Here is a 13,197-nt window from a genome sequence, read left to right as displayed (position 1 = left end):
AGGCAACCCATCCCCGAAAGGACAGGACAACCAACACACGAAGCGGTCCCGAAGGACCAGTTTTCATCTGGCATCGATCAAATGTACAACTGACGTTAAACATTTGTCTCAACCACGTCATCCGCCCACGAGCACCAGCCCACCACAACGATGGACCCCACCCACAGACGCCGACAAATGGCATCGACTTTTGGCACGCTGTTGAGTTCTCAAGGAACAGACGCACATCCATCCAGATCATCACGACCCGTCCGGAGGCAACCTCTTAAATCTAGCCGATCTGCCGTGCCCGGTCAACTTGCGTTCCGTGGCCCGGCTTCCCGGTGTCCCTGCGTGGCTGTAGCCGGCCGCCTGAGCGTCCGACGTTGCCTTGCGAGGGGGGTGGTCTCCCGGTGGGACCGGCCGGCGAGCTGCGCTCTTCCGTCCGTTCCTCCCTCTCGGGGCGACATCGAGAACACTACGTGGGACCTGGTCCCCGGATCAAGTCAGCGCCGGGTGACCAGCGTCACCGTCCGCCGGCGCGCGTGCCGCCCCGCTCGCGGAAGGCTCAGTGGTACGGCCGTCGGCACGCCGTACCGGGTGCGGCCCGGCTCGTCAGGGGCGAGCGGGACCCTCGGCGACCGCGAGCGTCTTCTTGCCTCGTCGCAGCACCGCCCATCGCCCATGGAGCAGCTGGTCCCCCGTCACCCTCGCGTCCTCGGCCGTCACCTTCGCGTTGTTGACCGAGACGCCGCCCTCCCCGATGGCGCGGCGGGCGGCCGAGCGTCCGGCGACGAGCCCCCCTGCCGTGAGCAGGTCGACCACGGGGGCGCCGTCGGCCCACGCGTCCGCGGGCAGCTCCGCACGCGGCAGCTCAGCGACCGCCGCGGCCACCGTCTGCTCGTCGAGCGTCGACAGGTCGCCGCGGCCGAACAGCGCCTGGCTCGCAGCGACCACCTTCGCGGTCGCGTCGGCTCCGTGCACGAGCGTCGTGACGTCACCGGCGAGGGCGCGCTGCGCCTCACGCGCCGCAGGCCGCTCGGCCGCGGCCTGCTCGAGCTCGGCGATCTCCTCGCGCGTCCGGAAGGTGAAGATGCGGAGGTAGCGCACGACGTCGGCGTCGTCGGTGTTGAGCCAGAACTGGTAGAAGGCGTACGGGCTCATCATGTCGGGGGCGAGCCAGATGGCACCGCCCTCCGACTTGCCGAACTTGGTGCCGTCGGCCTTCGTGATGAGCGGCGTCGTCAGCGCGTGCACGGTGCCCCGCTCCGCCTTGCGGATCAGCTCGACGCCGGACAGCAGGTTGCCCCACTGGTCGTTGCCGCCGGTCTGGAGCGTGCAGCCGTGACGCCGGTACAGCTCGAGGAAATCCAGCCCCTGCAGGATCTGGTAGCTGAACTCGGTGAAGCTGATGCCCTCGTCGCTCGCCAGGCGACGCGCGACCGTGTCCTTGGCGAGCATCGTGCCCAGGCGGTAGTGCTTCCCCACGTCGCGCAGGAAGTCGATCGCGCTCAGGTCCCCCGTCCAGTCCAGGTTGTTGACCAGCCGCGCCGGGTTGTCACCGCCCAGGTCGAGGAACCGCGAGACCTGGAGCCGCAGGCGCTCGACCCACTCGGCCACCGTGTCCTTGGTGTTGAGGACCCGCTCGCCGGACATGCGGGGGTCGCCGATCATGCCGGTGGCACCGCCCACGAGCGCGAGCACCTGGTGGCCGGCGAGCTGGAGGTGCCGCAGGAGGACCAGCTGCACGAGGTGACCGTGGTGCAGGCTCGGGGCGGTCGGGTCGAAGCCGCAGTACAGCGTCACCGGACCGTTCGCCAGCGCGTCGCGCAGCGCCTGCTCGTCGGTGGTCTGCGCCACCAGACCTCGCCATCGCAGCTCGTCCAGGATGTCCACCACGGTCCCTCTCGATCGGTCGTGCGCCCAGTGTGCCGTGCCCCGGGCCGGTCCCGTCGCCGTGTCCCGCCCCAGCGTCCCCCCTCAGCGTCGACGCGGCGGGGGTGCCGGGCGGTACACCGACACCGTCGGCTCGTCGGCCAGCCAGAACCGCCACGGGAACGCCGTCGCGTCTCCCCCGGCGCCGCCGACGCCCACCCGAGGTCCGGTCAGCCAACGCGGCGGAGGGTCCGCCGGCGTGAGGCGGACGACGCCGGCCGGGTCCAGGACGTCCGCCCCGTAGTGCGTGAGGTCGAGGCCCAGCGCGTCCGCGAGCCGGGCCGGTCCCCGAGCGAGGTCGACGTCGGACCGCGCGACCCCGCGACGGGTCCGCCGCTCGAAGGCGAGGTCCCGACCCTCCACCACCTCGCCCGCGCGCAGCAGGACGGCAGAGGCCGTGCCGTCGGGCCCCGTCACGACGTTCGCGCAGTGGTGCAGGCCCATGTGCCGGTACACGTACAGGTGACCCGCCGGTCCGAACATGACCGCGTTGCGCGCCGAACGTCCGCGGAAGGCGTGCGAGCCCGGGTCCCGCTCGCCCTCGTACGCCTCGACCTCCGTGAGTCGCACCGTGACGACCCCGTCCGGCAGCACCGTCGTGACGAGCGCACCGAGGAGGTGGGGGGCGACGTCGACGGCGGGGGCCGAGAGCTGCGCCCTGGCCCCGGCCGCGCCGCTCGCGCTCATCGACGACCCCATGCCACCAGCCTGCCTCCTGCGGCCACGGTTCTCAGGGCTCGAGCGGCCGAGTGCCGTCGACGACGACGTCGGCCCGCTCGCGCGTGCGCTCCTGTGCGAAGTGCACGGCCTCGAGCCCCATCCACCGGAGCCACTCGTCACGGAGCGCCTCACCGTCCCGCTCGAGGCCCCGGCGGAGCCGGACGTCCGCCGGCGCCTCCACCCACAGCACCAGGGTCGCCCGGCTCTCGACGGCGAGCGGGGCGCTGCCGCAGCCCTCCAGCACCAGGACGTCCGCGAGCGGCACGTCGCGCCAGTCGTCGAAGCGTCCCGCCACCCAGTCGTAGCGCTGGTACCGGCCGGGCCGGCCCTCGGCGATCGGCGCGAGGACCTGGTCCTCCACCCGGTCCCAGACCTTCCCCAGCCCCGCCCAGCCCTCGTACAGGTCGTCGAGGTGCACGACGGGTGCGTCGAGCACCTCCGCGAGCCGCCCCGCCAGCGTGCTCTTGCCGGAGCCGGCGGGACCGTCGACGCACACGAGCCGGACGCCACCCAGGCGTGCCCGGCCCTCCCGTACGCGCGCCGCGAGCTGCGAGACGGACGCGGTCGCGCTCGTCACGCGCGGGTCCACGCCCGGAGCTCGCCCGCCCGGCTCCGCGCGGCCTCGAGCTGCTCGGCGACGCGCGCCGGGGCCGTGCCGCCGACCGCCGCGCGCGACGCCAGCGAGCCCTCGACCGTGAGCACGGCGCGGACGCCCGGCGTGAGGTGCTCGGAGATGGACGCGAGGTCGGCGTCGGACAGGTCCCACAGCTCGATGCCGCGCTCCTCGCACGTGCGCACGCACGCACCGGCCACCTCGTGCGCGACGCGGAACGGGACACCCTCGCGCACGAGCCACTCCGCGACGTCCGTCGCCAACGAGAAGCCCTGCGGCGCGAGTGCCGCCATGCGGTCGGTGTCGAAGGTCAGCGTCGCGACCATGCCGGCGAAGGCGGGCAGGAGTACCGCGAGGGTGTCGACCTGGTCGAAGACGGGCTCCTTGTCCTCCTGGAGGTCGCGGTTGTAGGCGAGAGGCAGACCCTTGAGCGTCGCCAGCAGGCCGGTGAGGTCGCCGATCATGCGCCCGGCCTTCCCGCGCGCCAGCTCGGCGACGTCCGGGTTCTTCTTCTGCGGCATGATGCTCGACCCGGTCGAGTACGCGTCGTGCAGCCGGACGAAGCCGAACTCCTTGGTCGCCCAGATGACGACCTCCTCCGCGAGGCGGGAGACGTCGACCCCGACCATCGCCGCCACCCAGGCGAACTCCGCGACGACGTCGCGCGAGGCCGTGCCGTCGATCGAGTTCTCCACCGGGCCGTCGAACCCGAGCTCCGCCGCGACGGCCGCCGGGTCCAGGCCGAGCGACGAGCCCGCGAGCGCGCCCGAGCCGTACGGCGAGCGGGCGGCGCGGCGGTCCCAGTCGGCCCAGCGCTCGACGTCGCGCAGGAGCGGCCACGCGTGAGCGAGCAGGTGGTGCGCGAGGAGGACCGGCTGCGCGTGCTGCAGGTGGGTGCGGCCGGGCATCGGCGCCGTGCCCGCGGCCGCCGCCTGCTCGACGAGCGCCTCGACGACGTCGAGCACGAGGCCCGCGAGCACCCGGGCCTCGTCACGGAGGTACATCCGGACGAGGGTGGCGATCTGGTCGTTGCGCGAGCGGCCGGCGCGCAGCCGGCCGCCGAGGTCGGCGCCCGCCCGCTCGATCAGCCCTCGCTCGAGCGCGCTGTGGACGTCCTCGTCGGCCGGCACCGGGGCGAAGGCCCCCGAGGCGACGTCGGACCGCAGCTGCTCGAGCGCCGCGACCATGGCCGCCAGGGCGTCGTCGTCGAGGAGACCCGCGCGGTGCAGGACGCGGGCGTGGGCCACCGACCCGCGCAGGTCGACGTCCGCCAGCCGCCAGTCGAACTGCGTGCTGCGCGACAGCTCGACCAGCGCGTCGGCCGGTCCGCCGCTGAAGCGGCCGCCCCAGAGCGCGCCCGACGGCGTGCTCCCTCCGTTGCCGGTGCTCCCGGTGCTCGTCACGTCAGTCCGTCCCGACTTCCATCGCGGCGCTCTCGAGCGCCAGCTCCTCGTCACCGGCGACCGACGGGTTGTCGGTGATGACGTCAGCACCGCCGGCGGGCAGCGCGCCGAAGAGCGTGCCGTTCTCGACGAGCACCTGGCCCTGGTCGACGGGCTGCTGCGCGTACAGCTCGAGCTTCGCGCGGGAGTCCGCGATGTCGAGGTTGCGCATGGTCAGCTGGCCGATCCGGTCGGTCGGGCCGAAGGCCGCCGACTCGGTGCGCTCCATCGAGAGCTTCTCCGGGTGGTAGGAGAACGCCGGGCCGTCGGTGCGCAGGACGGTGTAGTCCTCGCCCCGCCGCAGGCGCAGCGTCACCTCGCCCGTGACCACGGAGGCGATCCACCGCTGGATGGACTCGCGCAGCATGAGCGCCTGCGGGTCGAGCCACCGCCCCTCGTAGAGCAGCCGGCCCAGCCGGCGACCCTCGGCGTGGTAGCTCGCGATGGTGTCCTCGTTGTGGATCGCGTTGACGAGGCGCTCGTAGGCGACGAACAGCAGCGCCATCCCCGGTGCCTCGTAGATGCCGCGCGACTTGGCCTCGATGATCCGGTTCTCGATCTGGTCGGACATGCCCAGGCCGTGACGCCCGCCGACGGCGTTGGCCTCACGGACGAGGGCGACCGGGTCGTCGTACCGCACGCCGTCGATCGAGACCGGTCGACCGCGCTCGAAGCCGATCGTGACGTCCTCGGTCTCGATCGCGACCGCGGGGTCCCAGAACCGCACGCCCATGATCGGCTGGACCGACTCGAGCGAGACGTCGAGGTGCTCGAGGGTCTTCGCCTCGTGCGTCGCGCCCCAGATGTTCGCGTCGGTCGAGTACGCCTTCTCGGCGCTGTCGCGGTACGGCAGGCCGTGCTCGACGAGGAACTGGCTCATCTCCGCGCGCCCGCCGAGCTCGGTCACGAAGTCCTTGTCGAGCCACGGCTTGTAGATCCGGAGCGACGGGTTCGCGAGGAGCCCGTAGCGGTAGAAGCGCTCGATGTCGTTGCCCTTGAACGTCGAGCCGTCACCCCAGATCTCGACGCCGTCGGCCTGCATCGCGCGCACGAGCAGCGTGCCGGTCACGGCACGGCCCAGCGGGGTGGTGTTGAAGTACGACCGCCCGCCGCTGCGGATGTGGAACGCACCGCACGCGAGCGCCGCGAGCCCCTCCTCGACCAGGGCCGCCCTGCAGTCCACCGCACGCGAGAGCTCGGCGCCGTACATCAGCGCACGGTCGGGCACCTGGTCGATCTCGGGCTCGTCGTACTGGCCGAGGTCGGCCGTGTACGTGCACGGGATCGCGCCGCGGTGCCGCATCCACGCCACCGCCACCGACGTGTCGAGCCCGCCGGAGAAGGCGATCCCCACGCGCTCGCCGACCGGCAGCTCCGTCAGAACTTTGCTCACGTCTCATCCTTCTCTGGTGCGTCGTCGCGGCCACCCGCGAGGTCGAGGAAGCGCTGGGCGACGGCCTGACCGCCGTCGGGCTCGCTGCTGATGACGAGGACGGTGTCGTCGCCGGCGATGGTGCCCATGACGCCCGGCAGCACCGAGTGGTCGATGGCCGAGGCGAGGAACTGCGCGGCGCCCGGGGGCGTCCGCAGCACGACTAGGTTGCCCGACGACTCGGCGGTGACCAGCAGCTCCGCGCACAGGCGGGCCAGGCGGGCCGCGAGGTGCTCCGCGGACTCTGCCGCGTGCGGCCGGCGGTCGCCGCCCTCTCCCGGGACGGCGTAGGTCAGCGTGCCGTCGTGCGTCCGGATGCGCACCGCACGCAGCTCGACGAGGTCGCGCGAGAGCGTCGCCTGCGTCACGGTCACGCCCTCGGCGGCGAGCGCCGCCACGAGGTCGGCCTGCGAGCGGACCGGCTGCCGGGCGAGCAGCCGCCCGATGAGGGCGTGGCGCGCCGCCTTGGTCTGCGGCACCCCGGTCGGGCTCGGCGAGGCGCCCGCGCTCACGCGCGCTCCAGCAGCCATGCCAGCACCGCCTTCTGGGCGTGCAGCCGGTTCTCGGCCTCCGCGAAGACGGCCGACTGCGGTCCGTCGATGACCTCCGCGGTGATCTCCTTGCCCCGGTACGCGGGCAGGCAGTGGAGCACGACGGCACCCGGCGCGGCGCGGCGCAGGCGGGCGGCGTCGAGCTGGAACGGCGCGAACAGTGCCACCGCCTCGTCCTCGGCGGTCGCGTCGCCCATCGACACCCACGTGTCGGTCGCGACGCAGTGCGCACCGGCGACGGCGTCGTCGGCAGCGCTGGTCACCTCGACGGACCCGCCCGTGCCCGCGGCGATCTCCTCGGCGCGCGCCAGGACGTCCGCGTCGGGCAGGCGGCTCGCCGGGCTCGCGACCCGCACGTGCATCCCCGCCGTCGCCCCACCGAGCAGGTACGAGTGCGCCATGTTGTTCGCGCCGTCACCGAGGTAGGTGAGCGTGCGTCCGCGCAGCGCCGCCGTGCCGCCCCAGCGCTCGGCCAGGGTGAGCAGGTCGGCGAGCACCTGGCACGGGTGGAAGGCGTCGGTGAGGGCGTTGACCACGGGCACCCCGGCGAACCGCGCCATCTCCTCGAGCCGGTCCTGACCGAAGGTGCGCCAGACGACCGCCGCGACCTGGGGCCCGAGGACCCGGGCGCTGTCCGCGACCGACTCGCGCACGCCGACCTGGGCGAGGCGGCCGTCCACGACCATCGGGTGGCCCCCGAGCTCGACGACACCGACCGTGAAGGAGAGCTGCGTCCGCAGCGTCGGCTTGTCGAACATGATCGCGACCGTCCGCGGGCCCGCGAGCGGTCGCAGGGCGAAGCGGTCCGCCTTGAGCCGCAGGGCGAGGTCGAGGACCTCGGCCTGCTCGGCGGGGGTCAGGTCGTCGTCGCGCAGCAGGTGCCTGGTCATGCGCCCCCCTCGTTCAGCAGCTGGTCCGCGGGCAGGCCGGCGAGCCAGTCGACGAAGCCGCTGACCTGCTCCCACGTGAGGATCAGGGGCGGGGCGAGCCGCAGCGTGCTGGGTGTCACCGGGTTGACGATCCAGCCCGCGGCGAGCGCGTCGTCCGCGACGCGGGCCGCGACGGGTGCGCCCAGCTCGATCGCGATCAGCAGGCCCGCACCGCGCACCTCGGCCACGAGCGGCGTGACGTCCCGGAGCGCCGCGCGCAGCCGGTCCCCGAGGTCGCGCACGCGGCCGAGGAGCCCGTCGCGCTCGATGACGCCGATGGTCGCGAGCGCAGCCACGGTCGCCACCGGGTTGCCCCCGAACGTGGTGCCGTGCTGACCGGGGCCGAGGAGGGCTGCGGCACGGCCGCTGAGCGCGACGACCGCACCGATCGGGATGCCGCCGCCGAGGCCTTTGGCGAGGGTCACGACGTCGGGCCGGACTCCGCCGCCCAGCTCGGGCAGCTGGTGGGCGAACCACGCACCGGTGCGCCCGACGCCGGTCTGCACCTCGTCGAGGACGAGGAGGGCACCGTGGCGGTCGGCCAGGGCGCGGGCGTGCGCGAGGAAACCCGGCGGCAGCGGCCGCACCCCCGCCTCGCCCTGGACCGGCTCGAGGACGATCGCGGCGACGTCGTCGCCCATCGCCGCCTCGAGCGCGGCCGCGTCGCCGAAGGGCACGAACTCGACGCCGCCCGGGAGCGGCTCGAACGGCTCCCGGTAGGCGGCCTTGTGGGTGAGCGCCAGCGCACCCATCGTCCGGCCGTGGAACGCGCCCTCGAGCGCGAGGACGCGCGGCCGACCCGTGCGACGCGCGATCTTGAACGCCGCCTCGTTCGCCTCGGTGCCGGAGTTGGCGAAGAAGACGCGTGACTCGTGGTCACCGCCCGCCAGCGCGACGAGGCGCTCGGCGAGCGCGACCTGCTGCGGGCTCGTGAAGAAGTTCGACACGTGCCCGAGCGTCCCGAGCTGCGCGCAGACCGCGGCCGTCAGGGTGGGGTGCGCGTGCCCGAGCACGTTGACCGCGATGCCGCCGAGGAGGTCCGTGTAGCGACGACCGTCCGCGTCCCAGACGTGCACGCCCTCGCCGCGGACCAGGACGCGGCGCGGCGTGCCGAACGTGTTCATCAGGACCCGGCCGTAGCGCTCGGTCCACTCCGCGGCGGATCCGGCGAGCTCCGCCCCGGGGACGGGAACGACGTCGTTCATGCGGCACCTCCCGGCCGGGGCACGACGGGCAGCGACCCGGTGCGCAGGTCGTCGGGCAGCACCATCGTCCCGACCCCGCGCTCGGTGAAGACCTCCATGAGGACCGAGTGCGCCTGCCGGCCGTCGACGACGTGCGCCTGGGCCACGCCGCCGCGCACGGCGCGGAGGCACGCCTCCATCTTGGGGACCATGCCGGACTCGAGCCGCGGGAGGAGCTCCGCGAGCGCCGACACGCGGATGCGGCGCGCGAGCGATGAGCGGTCCGGCCAGTCCGTGTAGAGGCCCTCGACGTCCGTGAGGATGATGAGCTTCGTCGCGCCGAGCGCGATCGCGAGGGCCGCCGCCGCGGTGTCCGCGTTGACGTTGAGGACCTGGGTGGGGTCGTCGACGTCGGGCGCGACGGTCGACACGACGGGGATGCGGCCGGCGTCGAGCAGGTCCTGGACCGCGCGCGGGTCGACCTCCACGACGTCGCCGACCTGGCCGACGTCGACCTGGCGCCCGTCGACCGTCGCGGTGCGCCGGCGCGCCCGCAGGAGCCCGCCGTCCTCGCCCGAGAGCCCGACAGCGTGCGGCCCGTGGGCGTTGAGCAGGCCCACGAGCTCGCGCGAGACCTGCCCGGTCAGGACCATCCGGACGACGTCCATGCTCTCGGGCGTCGTGACGCGCAGGCCGCCGCGGAACTCGCTCTCGATCCCGAGGCGCGTGAGCATCGACGAGATCTGGGGGCCGCCGCCGTGCACCACGACCGGGCGCAGGCCGACCTGGCGCAGGAAGACCATGTCCTCCGCGAAGGCGCGCTTGAGCTCGTCGTCGACCATGGCGTTGCCGCCGTACTTGACCACGAACAGCGCGCCGTCGAAGCGCTGGAGCCACGGCAGCGCCTCGATGAGCACCTCGGCCTTCTGATCCGGGCGCAGGTCGGTCCGCGTGTCGAACGCGTCGTCGTCGGGCGAGGGCGTGGACGTCCACGGGACGTCGGGAGCCGCGGGGGTCGTGGGGTCGCTCATGTGCTGTACGCGCTGTTCTCGTGGACGTAGGCGTGCGTCAGGTCGTTGCTCCACACCGTGGCCGAGGCGCCGCCGGCGTGGAGGTCCACCTCGACGTGCACCTCGCGGTGCGCGCCGATGTCGACCGACTCGCGCGGTTCGCCCTCGCCGCCCGCACGGCACACCTGCACGCCGTTGATCGACACGTCGAGCTGCTCGGGGTCGAAGGCCGCGACCTCCTCGGGGACCGTGCCGACCTGGGCGATGATCCGGCCCCAGTTCGGGTCGTTGCCGAACATGGCCGCCTTGAACAGGTTCGAGCGCGTCACGGCGCGCGCGACCGCGACCGCGGCGTCCTCCGTCTCGGCGTTGACGACCGTGACGGCGATGTCGTGGGTCGCGCCCTCGGCGTCGGCGACCAGGGCCCGCGCCAGGGTCGCGCACGCCTCGCGGACCGCCTCGGCGAGCTCGGCCGGCGTCGGGACGACGCCGCTCGCACCCGACGCGAGGAGCGTCACGGTGTCCGACGTCGACATGCAGCCGTCCGAGTCGATGCGGTCGAACGTCGTCCGGGTCGCCGCGCGCAGCGCCGCATCGGCGACGTCCGCCGTCGTGCGCGCGTCCGTGGTGAGGACGCAGAGCATCGTGGCGAGCCCCGGCGCGAGCATCCCGGCGCCCTTCGCCATGCCGCCGACCGACCAGCCGTCCCGTTCGACGACGACCGTCTTGGGCACGGAGTCGGTCGTCATGATGGCGACGGCGGCGTCGGGGCCGCCGTCGGACGTGAGCGCCGCCGCGGCCGCGGTGAAGCCGTCGAGGAGCCGCTGACGCGGCAGGCGCTCGCCGATGAGGCCGGTCGAGCACACGACGACGTCGCCCGCCGAGACGCCGAGCGCCGCCGCGACGTGCTCGGCCGTCGCGTGGGTGTCCTGGAAGCCGTCCGGACCCGTGCCGACGTTCGCGCCCCCGCTGTTGAGCGCGACCGCGGCGACGACGCCGTCGGACGCCACCTGGCGCGACCAGACGACCGGGGCGCCCACGACGCGGTTGGTCGTGAACACCGCGGCGCCCACGTGGTCGGGACCGTCGTTGACGACGAGCGCGACGTCCGGTGCGCCGGAGCTCTTGAGGCCCGCGGTGACTCCCGACGCGCGGAACCCCCGGGGTGCGGTGACGGTCACGGGGCGACCCCTTCTGTCGGCAGGCCCGTCGTCTCGGGGAGCCCGAGCGCGAGGTTCATGGACTGCACGGCCGCACCGGCCGTGCCCTTGACGAGGTTGTCGAGCGCCGACACCGCGACGACGCGGCCGGCACGCTCGTCCACCGCGACCTGGACCAGGGCGGTGTTGGCGCCCACGGTCGCCGCCGTCGTCGGCCACTGCCCCTCGGGCAGCAGGTGGACGAACGGCTCGTCGGCGTAGGCGCTCCGCCACGCCTCGCGCACCGCCGCGGGATCGGTCCCGGGCACGAGCCGCGCCGTCGTGGTCGCGAGGATGCCGCGCGACATCGGCACGAGGACGGGCGTGAGCGAGAGCGACGCGCCGTCGGCTCCCACGGCCGCGAGGTTCTGCAGGACCTCCGGGATGTGGCGGTGCGTCCCGCCCACGGCGTACGGGACGGCCGAGCCGAGGCCCTCGGAGGCGAGCAGGTGCTGCTTGGCGACCCGCCCCGCGCCCGAGTACCCGACGCTCAGGACGGCGACGAGGTCGGCCGGCTCGATCACGCCCGCGGCGACGCCGGGCTGGATGCCGAGCGTGACGGCCGTGACGTTGCACCCCGGGACCGCGACCCGCCGGACGCCCGCCAGCAGGTCGCGCTGCGTGCCGCCACCGTCGAGCATGAGCTCGGGCAGCCCGTAGGGCCACGTGCCGGCGTGAGTCCCTCCGTAGTACGCCGCCCAGGCGGCCGGGTCGCCGAGCCGGTGGTCCGCGCCGCAGTCGAGCACGAGCACGTCCTCACCCAGCTGGGCGGCGACCGCCCCGGACGCGCCGTGCGGCAGCGCCAGGACGACGACGTCGTGCCCCGCGAGCGTGGCCGCCGACGTCTCCTCGATCACGCGGTCGGCGAGCGAGCGCAGGTGCGGCTGGTGGGCGCCGAGCCGGTCGCCCGCCGAGGAGTGGGCGGTGACCGCCCCGATCTCGACCCCGGGGTGCGCGGCCAGGAGCCGGAGCACCTCGCCGCCGGCGTACCCGCTCGCGCCGGACACGGCGACCCGCACTGTCATGTGCATGAATATACACCACCATGCATGATGCGCCACCGCAACGGTGCGGCGCGCCGCGGCCCTGCGGCGCCGCCCGATGGGCGCCCGTAGCGTGGGCGCATGCGCGCGATCCACGTCACCGCCACCGGCGGACCCGAGGTGCTGGTCCCCACCGAGCTGCCCGACCCGTCGCCCGCACCGGGCGAGGTGCTCGTCCGCGTCGCGGCTGCCGGGGTCAACTTCATCGACACCTACCGCCGCTCGGGCGTCTACCGCGCACCCGTGCCGCACGTGCCCGGCGACGAGGGTGCGGGGACGGTGGTCGCCGTGGGCCGCGACGTGGCCGGGTTCGCTGAGGGCGACCGCGTCGCGTGGGCCGACGGCTCGTCCGGCTCGTACGCGACGCTGACCACCGTGCGCGCGGACCGCGCCGTCCCCGTGCCGTCCGACCTGCCCGACGACCTCGCCGCCGCTGTGATGCTCCAGGGCATGACGGCGCACTACCTCGTCGAGGCGACCTTCCCCGTGCGCGAGGGGCAGACGGTCCTGGTCCACGCGGGGGCGGGCGGCGTCGGCCTCCTGCTGGTCCAGCTCGCGCGTGCCCGTGGTGCCCGCGTCCTCGCCACCGTCTCGAGCGCCGAGAAGGCCGACCTCGCCGCCGCCGCGGGTGCGGAGGTGATCCGCTACGACGCGATGGCCGACCTCACGCACGACCTCCCGTCCCGCGTGCGCGAGCTCGCGGAGGGCGGGGTGCACACGGTGTTCGACGGGGTGGGACGGTCGACGTTCGACGCGTCGCTGGCCAGCCTGCGCCCGCGCGGCGGGCTCGCCCTCTTCGGTGGCGCCTCGGGGCAGGTGCCGCCGGTGGACCCGCAACGGCTCAACGCCGCGGGCTCGGTGTACCTGACGCGGCCCACGCTCGGGCACCACGTCGCGACGCGGGCCGAGCTCGAGGAGCGTGCCGGTGCCGTGCTCGGCGCGGTCGCCGCGGGCACCCTGGACGTCCGGGTCGGGGCCCGGTACGCGCTCGACGACGCCGCCGACGCGCACCGCGCGCTCGAGGGGCGCGCGACCACCGGGAAGGTGCTGCTCGTCCCGTAGCGACGCCCCGCTGCGTGGCCGGCCCGGGCGACGGCGCACCGGCGCCGTCGCCCGCGGCCTCAGCTCCCCTGCCCGACCTCGGTCCCGCGGAGCACGGC

General features: G+C 74.3%; 12 protein-coding genes. 1 reads left to right on the top strand and 11 read right to left on the bottom strand.

Going from position 1 to position 13,197, the window contains the following annotated elements:
* Positions 1–594: 594 nt before the first annotated feature.
* From tyrS to argC, 11 genes are all read right to left on the bottom strand, one after another.
* On the bottom strand, positions 595–1,878 hold the full coding sequence (gene tyrS, locus ICW40_RS15825) for a tyrosine--tRNA ligase (protein ID WP_221654978.1): 1,284 nt from the start codon (positions 1,876–1,878) through the stop codon (positions 595–597).
* Positions 1,879–1,959: 81 nt separating this feature from the next.
* Positions 1,960–2,613, bottom strand: coding sequence for a DNA-3-methyladenine glycosylase (locus ICW40_RS15820; protein WP_221654977.1), 654 nt, complete (start codon positions 2,611–2,613; stop codon positions 1,960–1,962).
* Between the two features lie 31 nt (positions 2,614–2,644).
* Positions 2,645–3,211, bottom strand: a complete 567-nt coding sequence (locus ICW40_RS15815; protein ID WP_308121853.1) for a uridine kinase family protein — start codon at positions 3,209–3,211, stop codon at positions 2,645–2,647.
* A complete protein-coding gene (argH, locus tag ICW40_RS15810) occupies positions 3,208–4,650 on the bottom strand; it encodes an argininosuccinate lyase (RefSeq protein ID WP_221654976.1) in 1,443 nt (480 codons plus the stop codon). Before argH ends, ICW40_RS15815 begins: the two co-directional genes overlap by 4 nt.
* Before the next feature lies 1 nt (position 4,651).
* Positions 4,652–6,082, bottom strand: a complete 1,431-nt coding sequence (gene argG / locus ICW40_RS15805) for an argininosuccinate synthase (RefSeq protein ID WP_221654975.1) — start codon at positions 6,080–6,082, stop codon at positions 4,652–4,654.
* Complete coding sequence (locus tag ICW40_RS15800) at positions 6,079–6,651, bottom strand: arginine repressor (protein ID WP_221654974.1); 573 nt, start codon at positions 6,649–6,651, stop codon at positions 6,079–6,081. Before ICW40_RS15800 ends, argG begins: the two co-directional genes overlap by 4 nt.
* Positions 6,630–7,562 carry an ornithine carbamoyltransferase gene (gene argF / locus ICW40_RS15795; protein WP_221654973.1) on the bottom strand — a complete coding sequence of 311 codons (933 nt, stop codon included), beginning with the start codon at positions 7,560–7,562 and terminating at the stop codon, positions 6,630–6,632. The genes ICW40_RS15800 and argF overlap by 22 nt, the downstream gene beginning before the upstream one ends.
* Complete coding sequence (locus tag ICW40_RS15790) at positions 7,559–8,806, bottom strand: acetylornithine transaminase (protein ID WP_221654972.1); 1,248 nt, start codon at positions 8,804–8,806, stop codon at positions 7,559–7,561. Before ICW40_RS15790 ends, argF begins: the two co-directional genes overlap by 4 nt.
* Positions 8,803–9,816, bottom strand: coding sequence for an acetylglutamate kinase (gene argB / locus ICW40_RS15785; RefSeq protein WP_221654971.1), 1,014 nt, complete (start codon positions 9,814–9,816; stop codon positions 8,803–8,805). Before argB ends, ICW40_RS15790 begins: the two co-directional genes overlap by 4 nt.
* Positions 9,813–10,976 carry a bifunctional glutamate N-acetyltransferase/amino-acid acetyltransferase ArgJ gene (gene argJ / locus ICW40_RS15780; RefSeq protein ID WP_221654970.1) on the bottom strand — a complete coding sequence of 388 codons (1,164 nt, stop codon included), beginning with the start codon at positions 10,974–10,976 and terminating at the stop codon, positions 9,813–9,815. The genes argB and argJ overlap by 4 nt, the downstream gene beginning before the upstream one ends.
* Positions 10,973–12,025: an N-acetyl-gamma-glutamyl-phosphate reductase gene (gene argC / locus ICW40_RS15775; protein ID WP_221654969.1), complete on the bottom strand. Its 1,053-nt coding sequence runs from the start codon at positions 12,023–12,025 to the stop codon at positions 10,973–10,975. Before argC ends, argJ begins: the two co-directional genes overlap by 4 nt.
* A gap of 93 nt (positions 12,026–12,118) precedes the next feature.
* Between argC and ICW40_RS15770 the strand changes: the two genes are divergently transcribed.
* A complete protein-coding gene (locus ICW40_RS15770) occupies positions 12,119–13,099 on the top strand; it encodes a quinone oxidoreductase family protein (protein ID WP_221654968.1) in 981 nt (326 codons plus the stop codon).
* The last annotated feature ends 98 nt before the right edge of the window (positions 13,100–13,197 follow it).

The organism is Actinotalea ferrariae (genome assembly GCF_019733465.1).
Taxonomy (GTDB): domain Bacteria; phylum Actinomycetota; class Actinomycetes; order Actinomycetales; family Cellulomonadaceae; genus Actinotalea; species Actinotalea ferrariae_A.
Note: the sequence above shows the minus strand (reverse complement) of the source record. Positions and strands in the feature narration are given on the sequence as shown.

Excerpts from the sequence above, each read along its gene's own strand:
- ICW40_RS15790 (WP_221654972.1), bottom strand. The coding sequence starts at position 8,806 with ATGAACGACGTCGTTCCCGTCCCCGGGGCGGAGCTCGCCGGATCCGCC.
- argB (WP_221654971.1), bottom strand. The coding sequence starts at position 9,816 with ATGAGCGACCCCACGACCCCCGCGGCTCCCGACGTCCCGTGGACGTCC.
- ICW40_RS15770 (WP_221654968.1), top strand. The coding sequence starts at position 12,119 with ATGCGCGCGATCCACGTCACCGCCACCGGCGGACCCGAGGTGCTGGTC.
- ICW40_RS15800 (WP_221654974.1), bottom strand. The coding sequence starts at position 6,651 with ATGGCTGCTGGAGCGCGCGTGAGCGCGGGCGCCTCGCCGAGCCCGACC.
- argF (WP_221654973.1), bottom strand. The coding sequence starts at position 7,562 with ATGACCAGGCACCTGCTGCGCGACGACGACCTGACCCCCGCCGAGCAG.
- ICW40_RS15820 (WP_221654977.1), bottom strand. The coding sequence starts at position 2,613 with ATGGGGTCGTCGATGAGCGCGAGCGGCGCGGCCGGGGCCAGGGCGCAG.
- argC (WP_221654969.1), bottom strand. The coding sequence starts at position 12,025 with ATGCACATGACAGTGCGGGTCGCCGTGTCCGGCGCGAGCGGGTACGCC.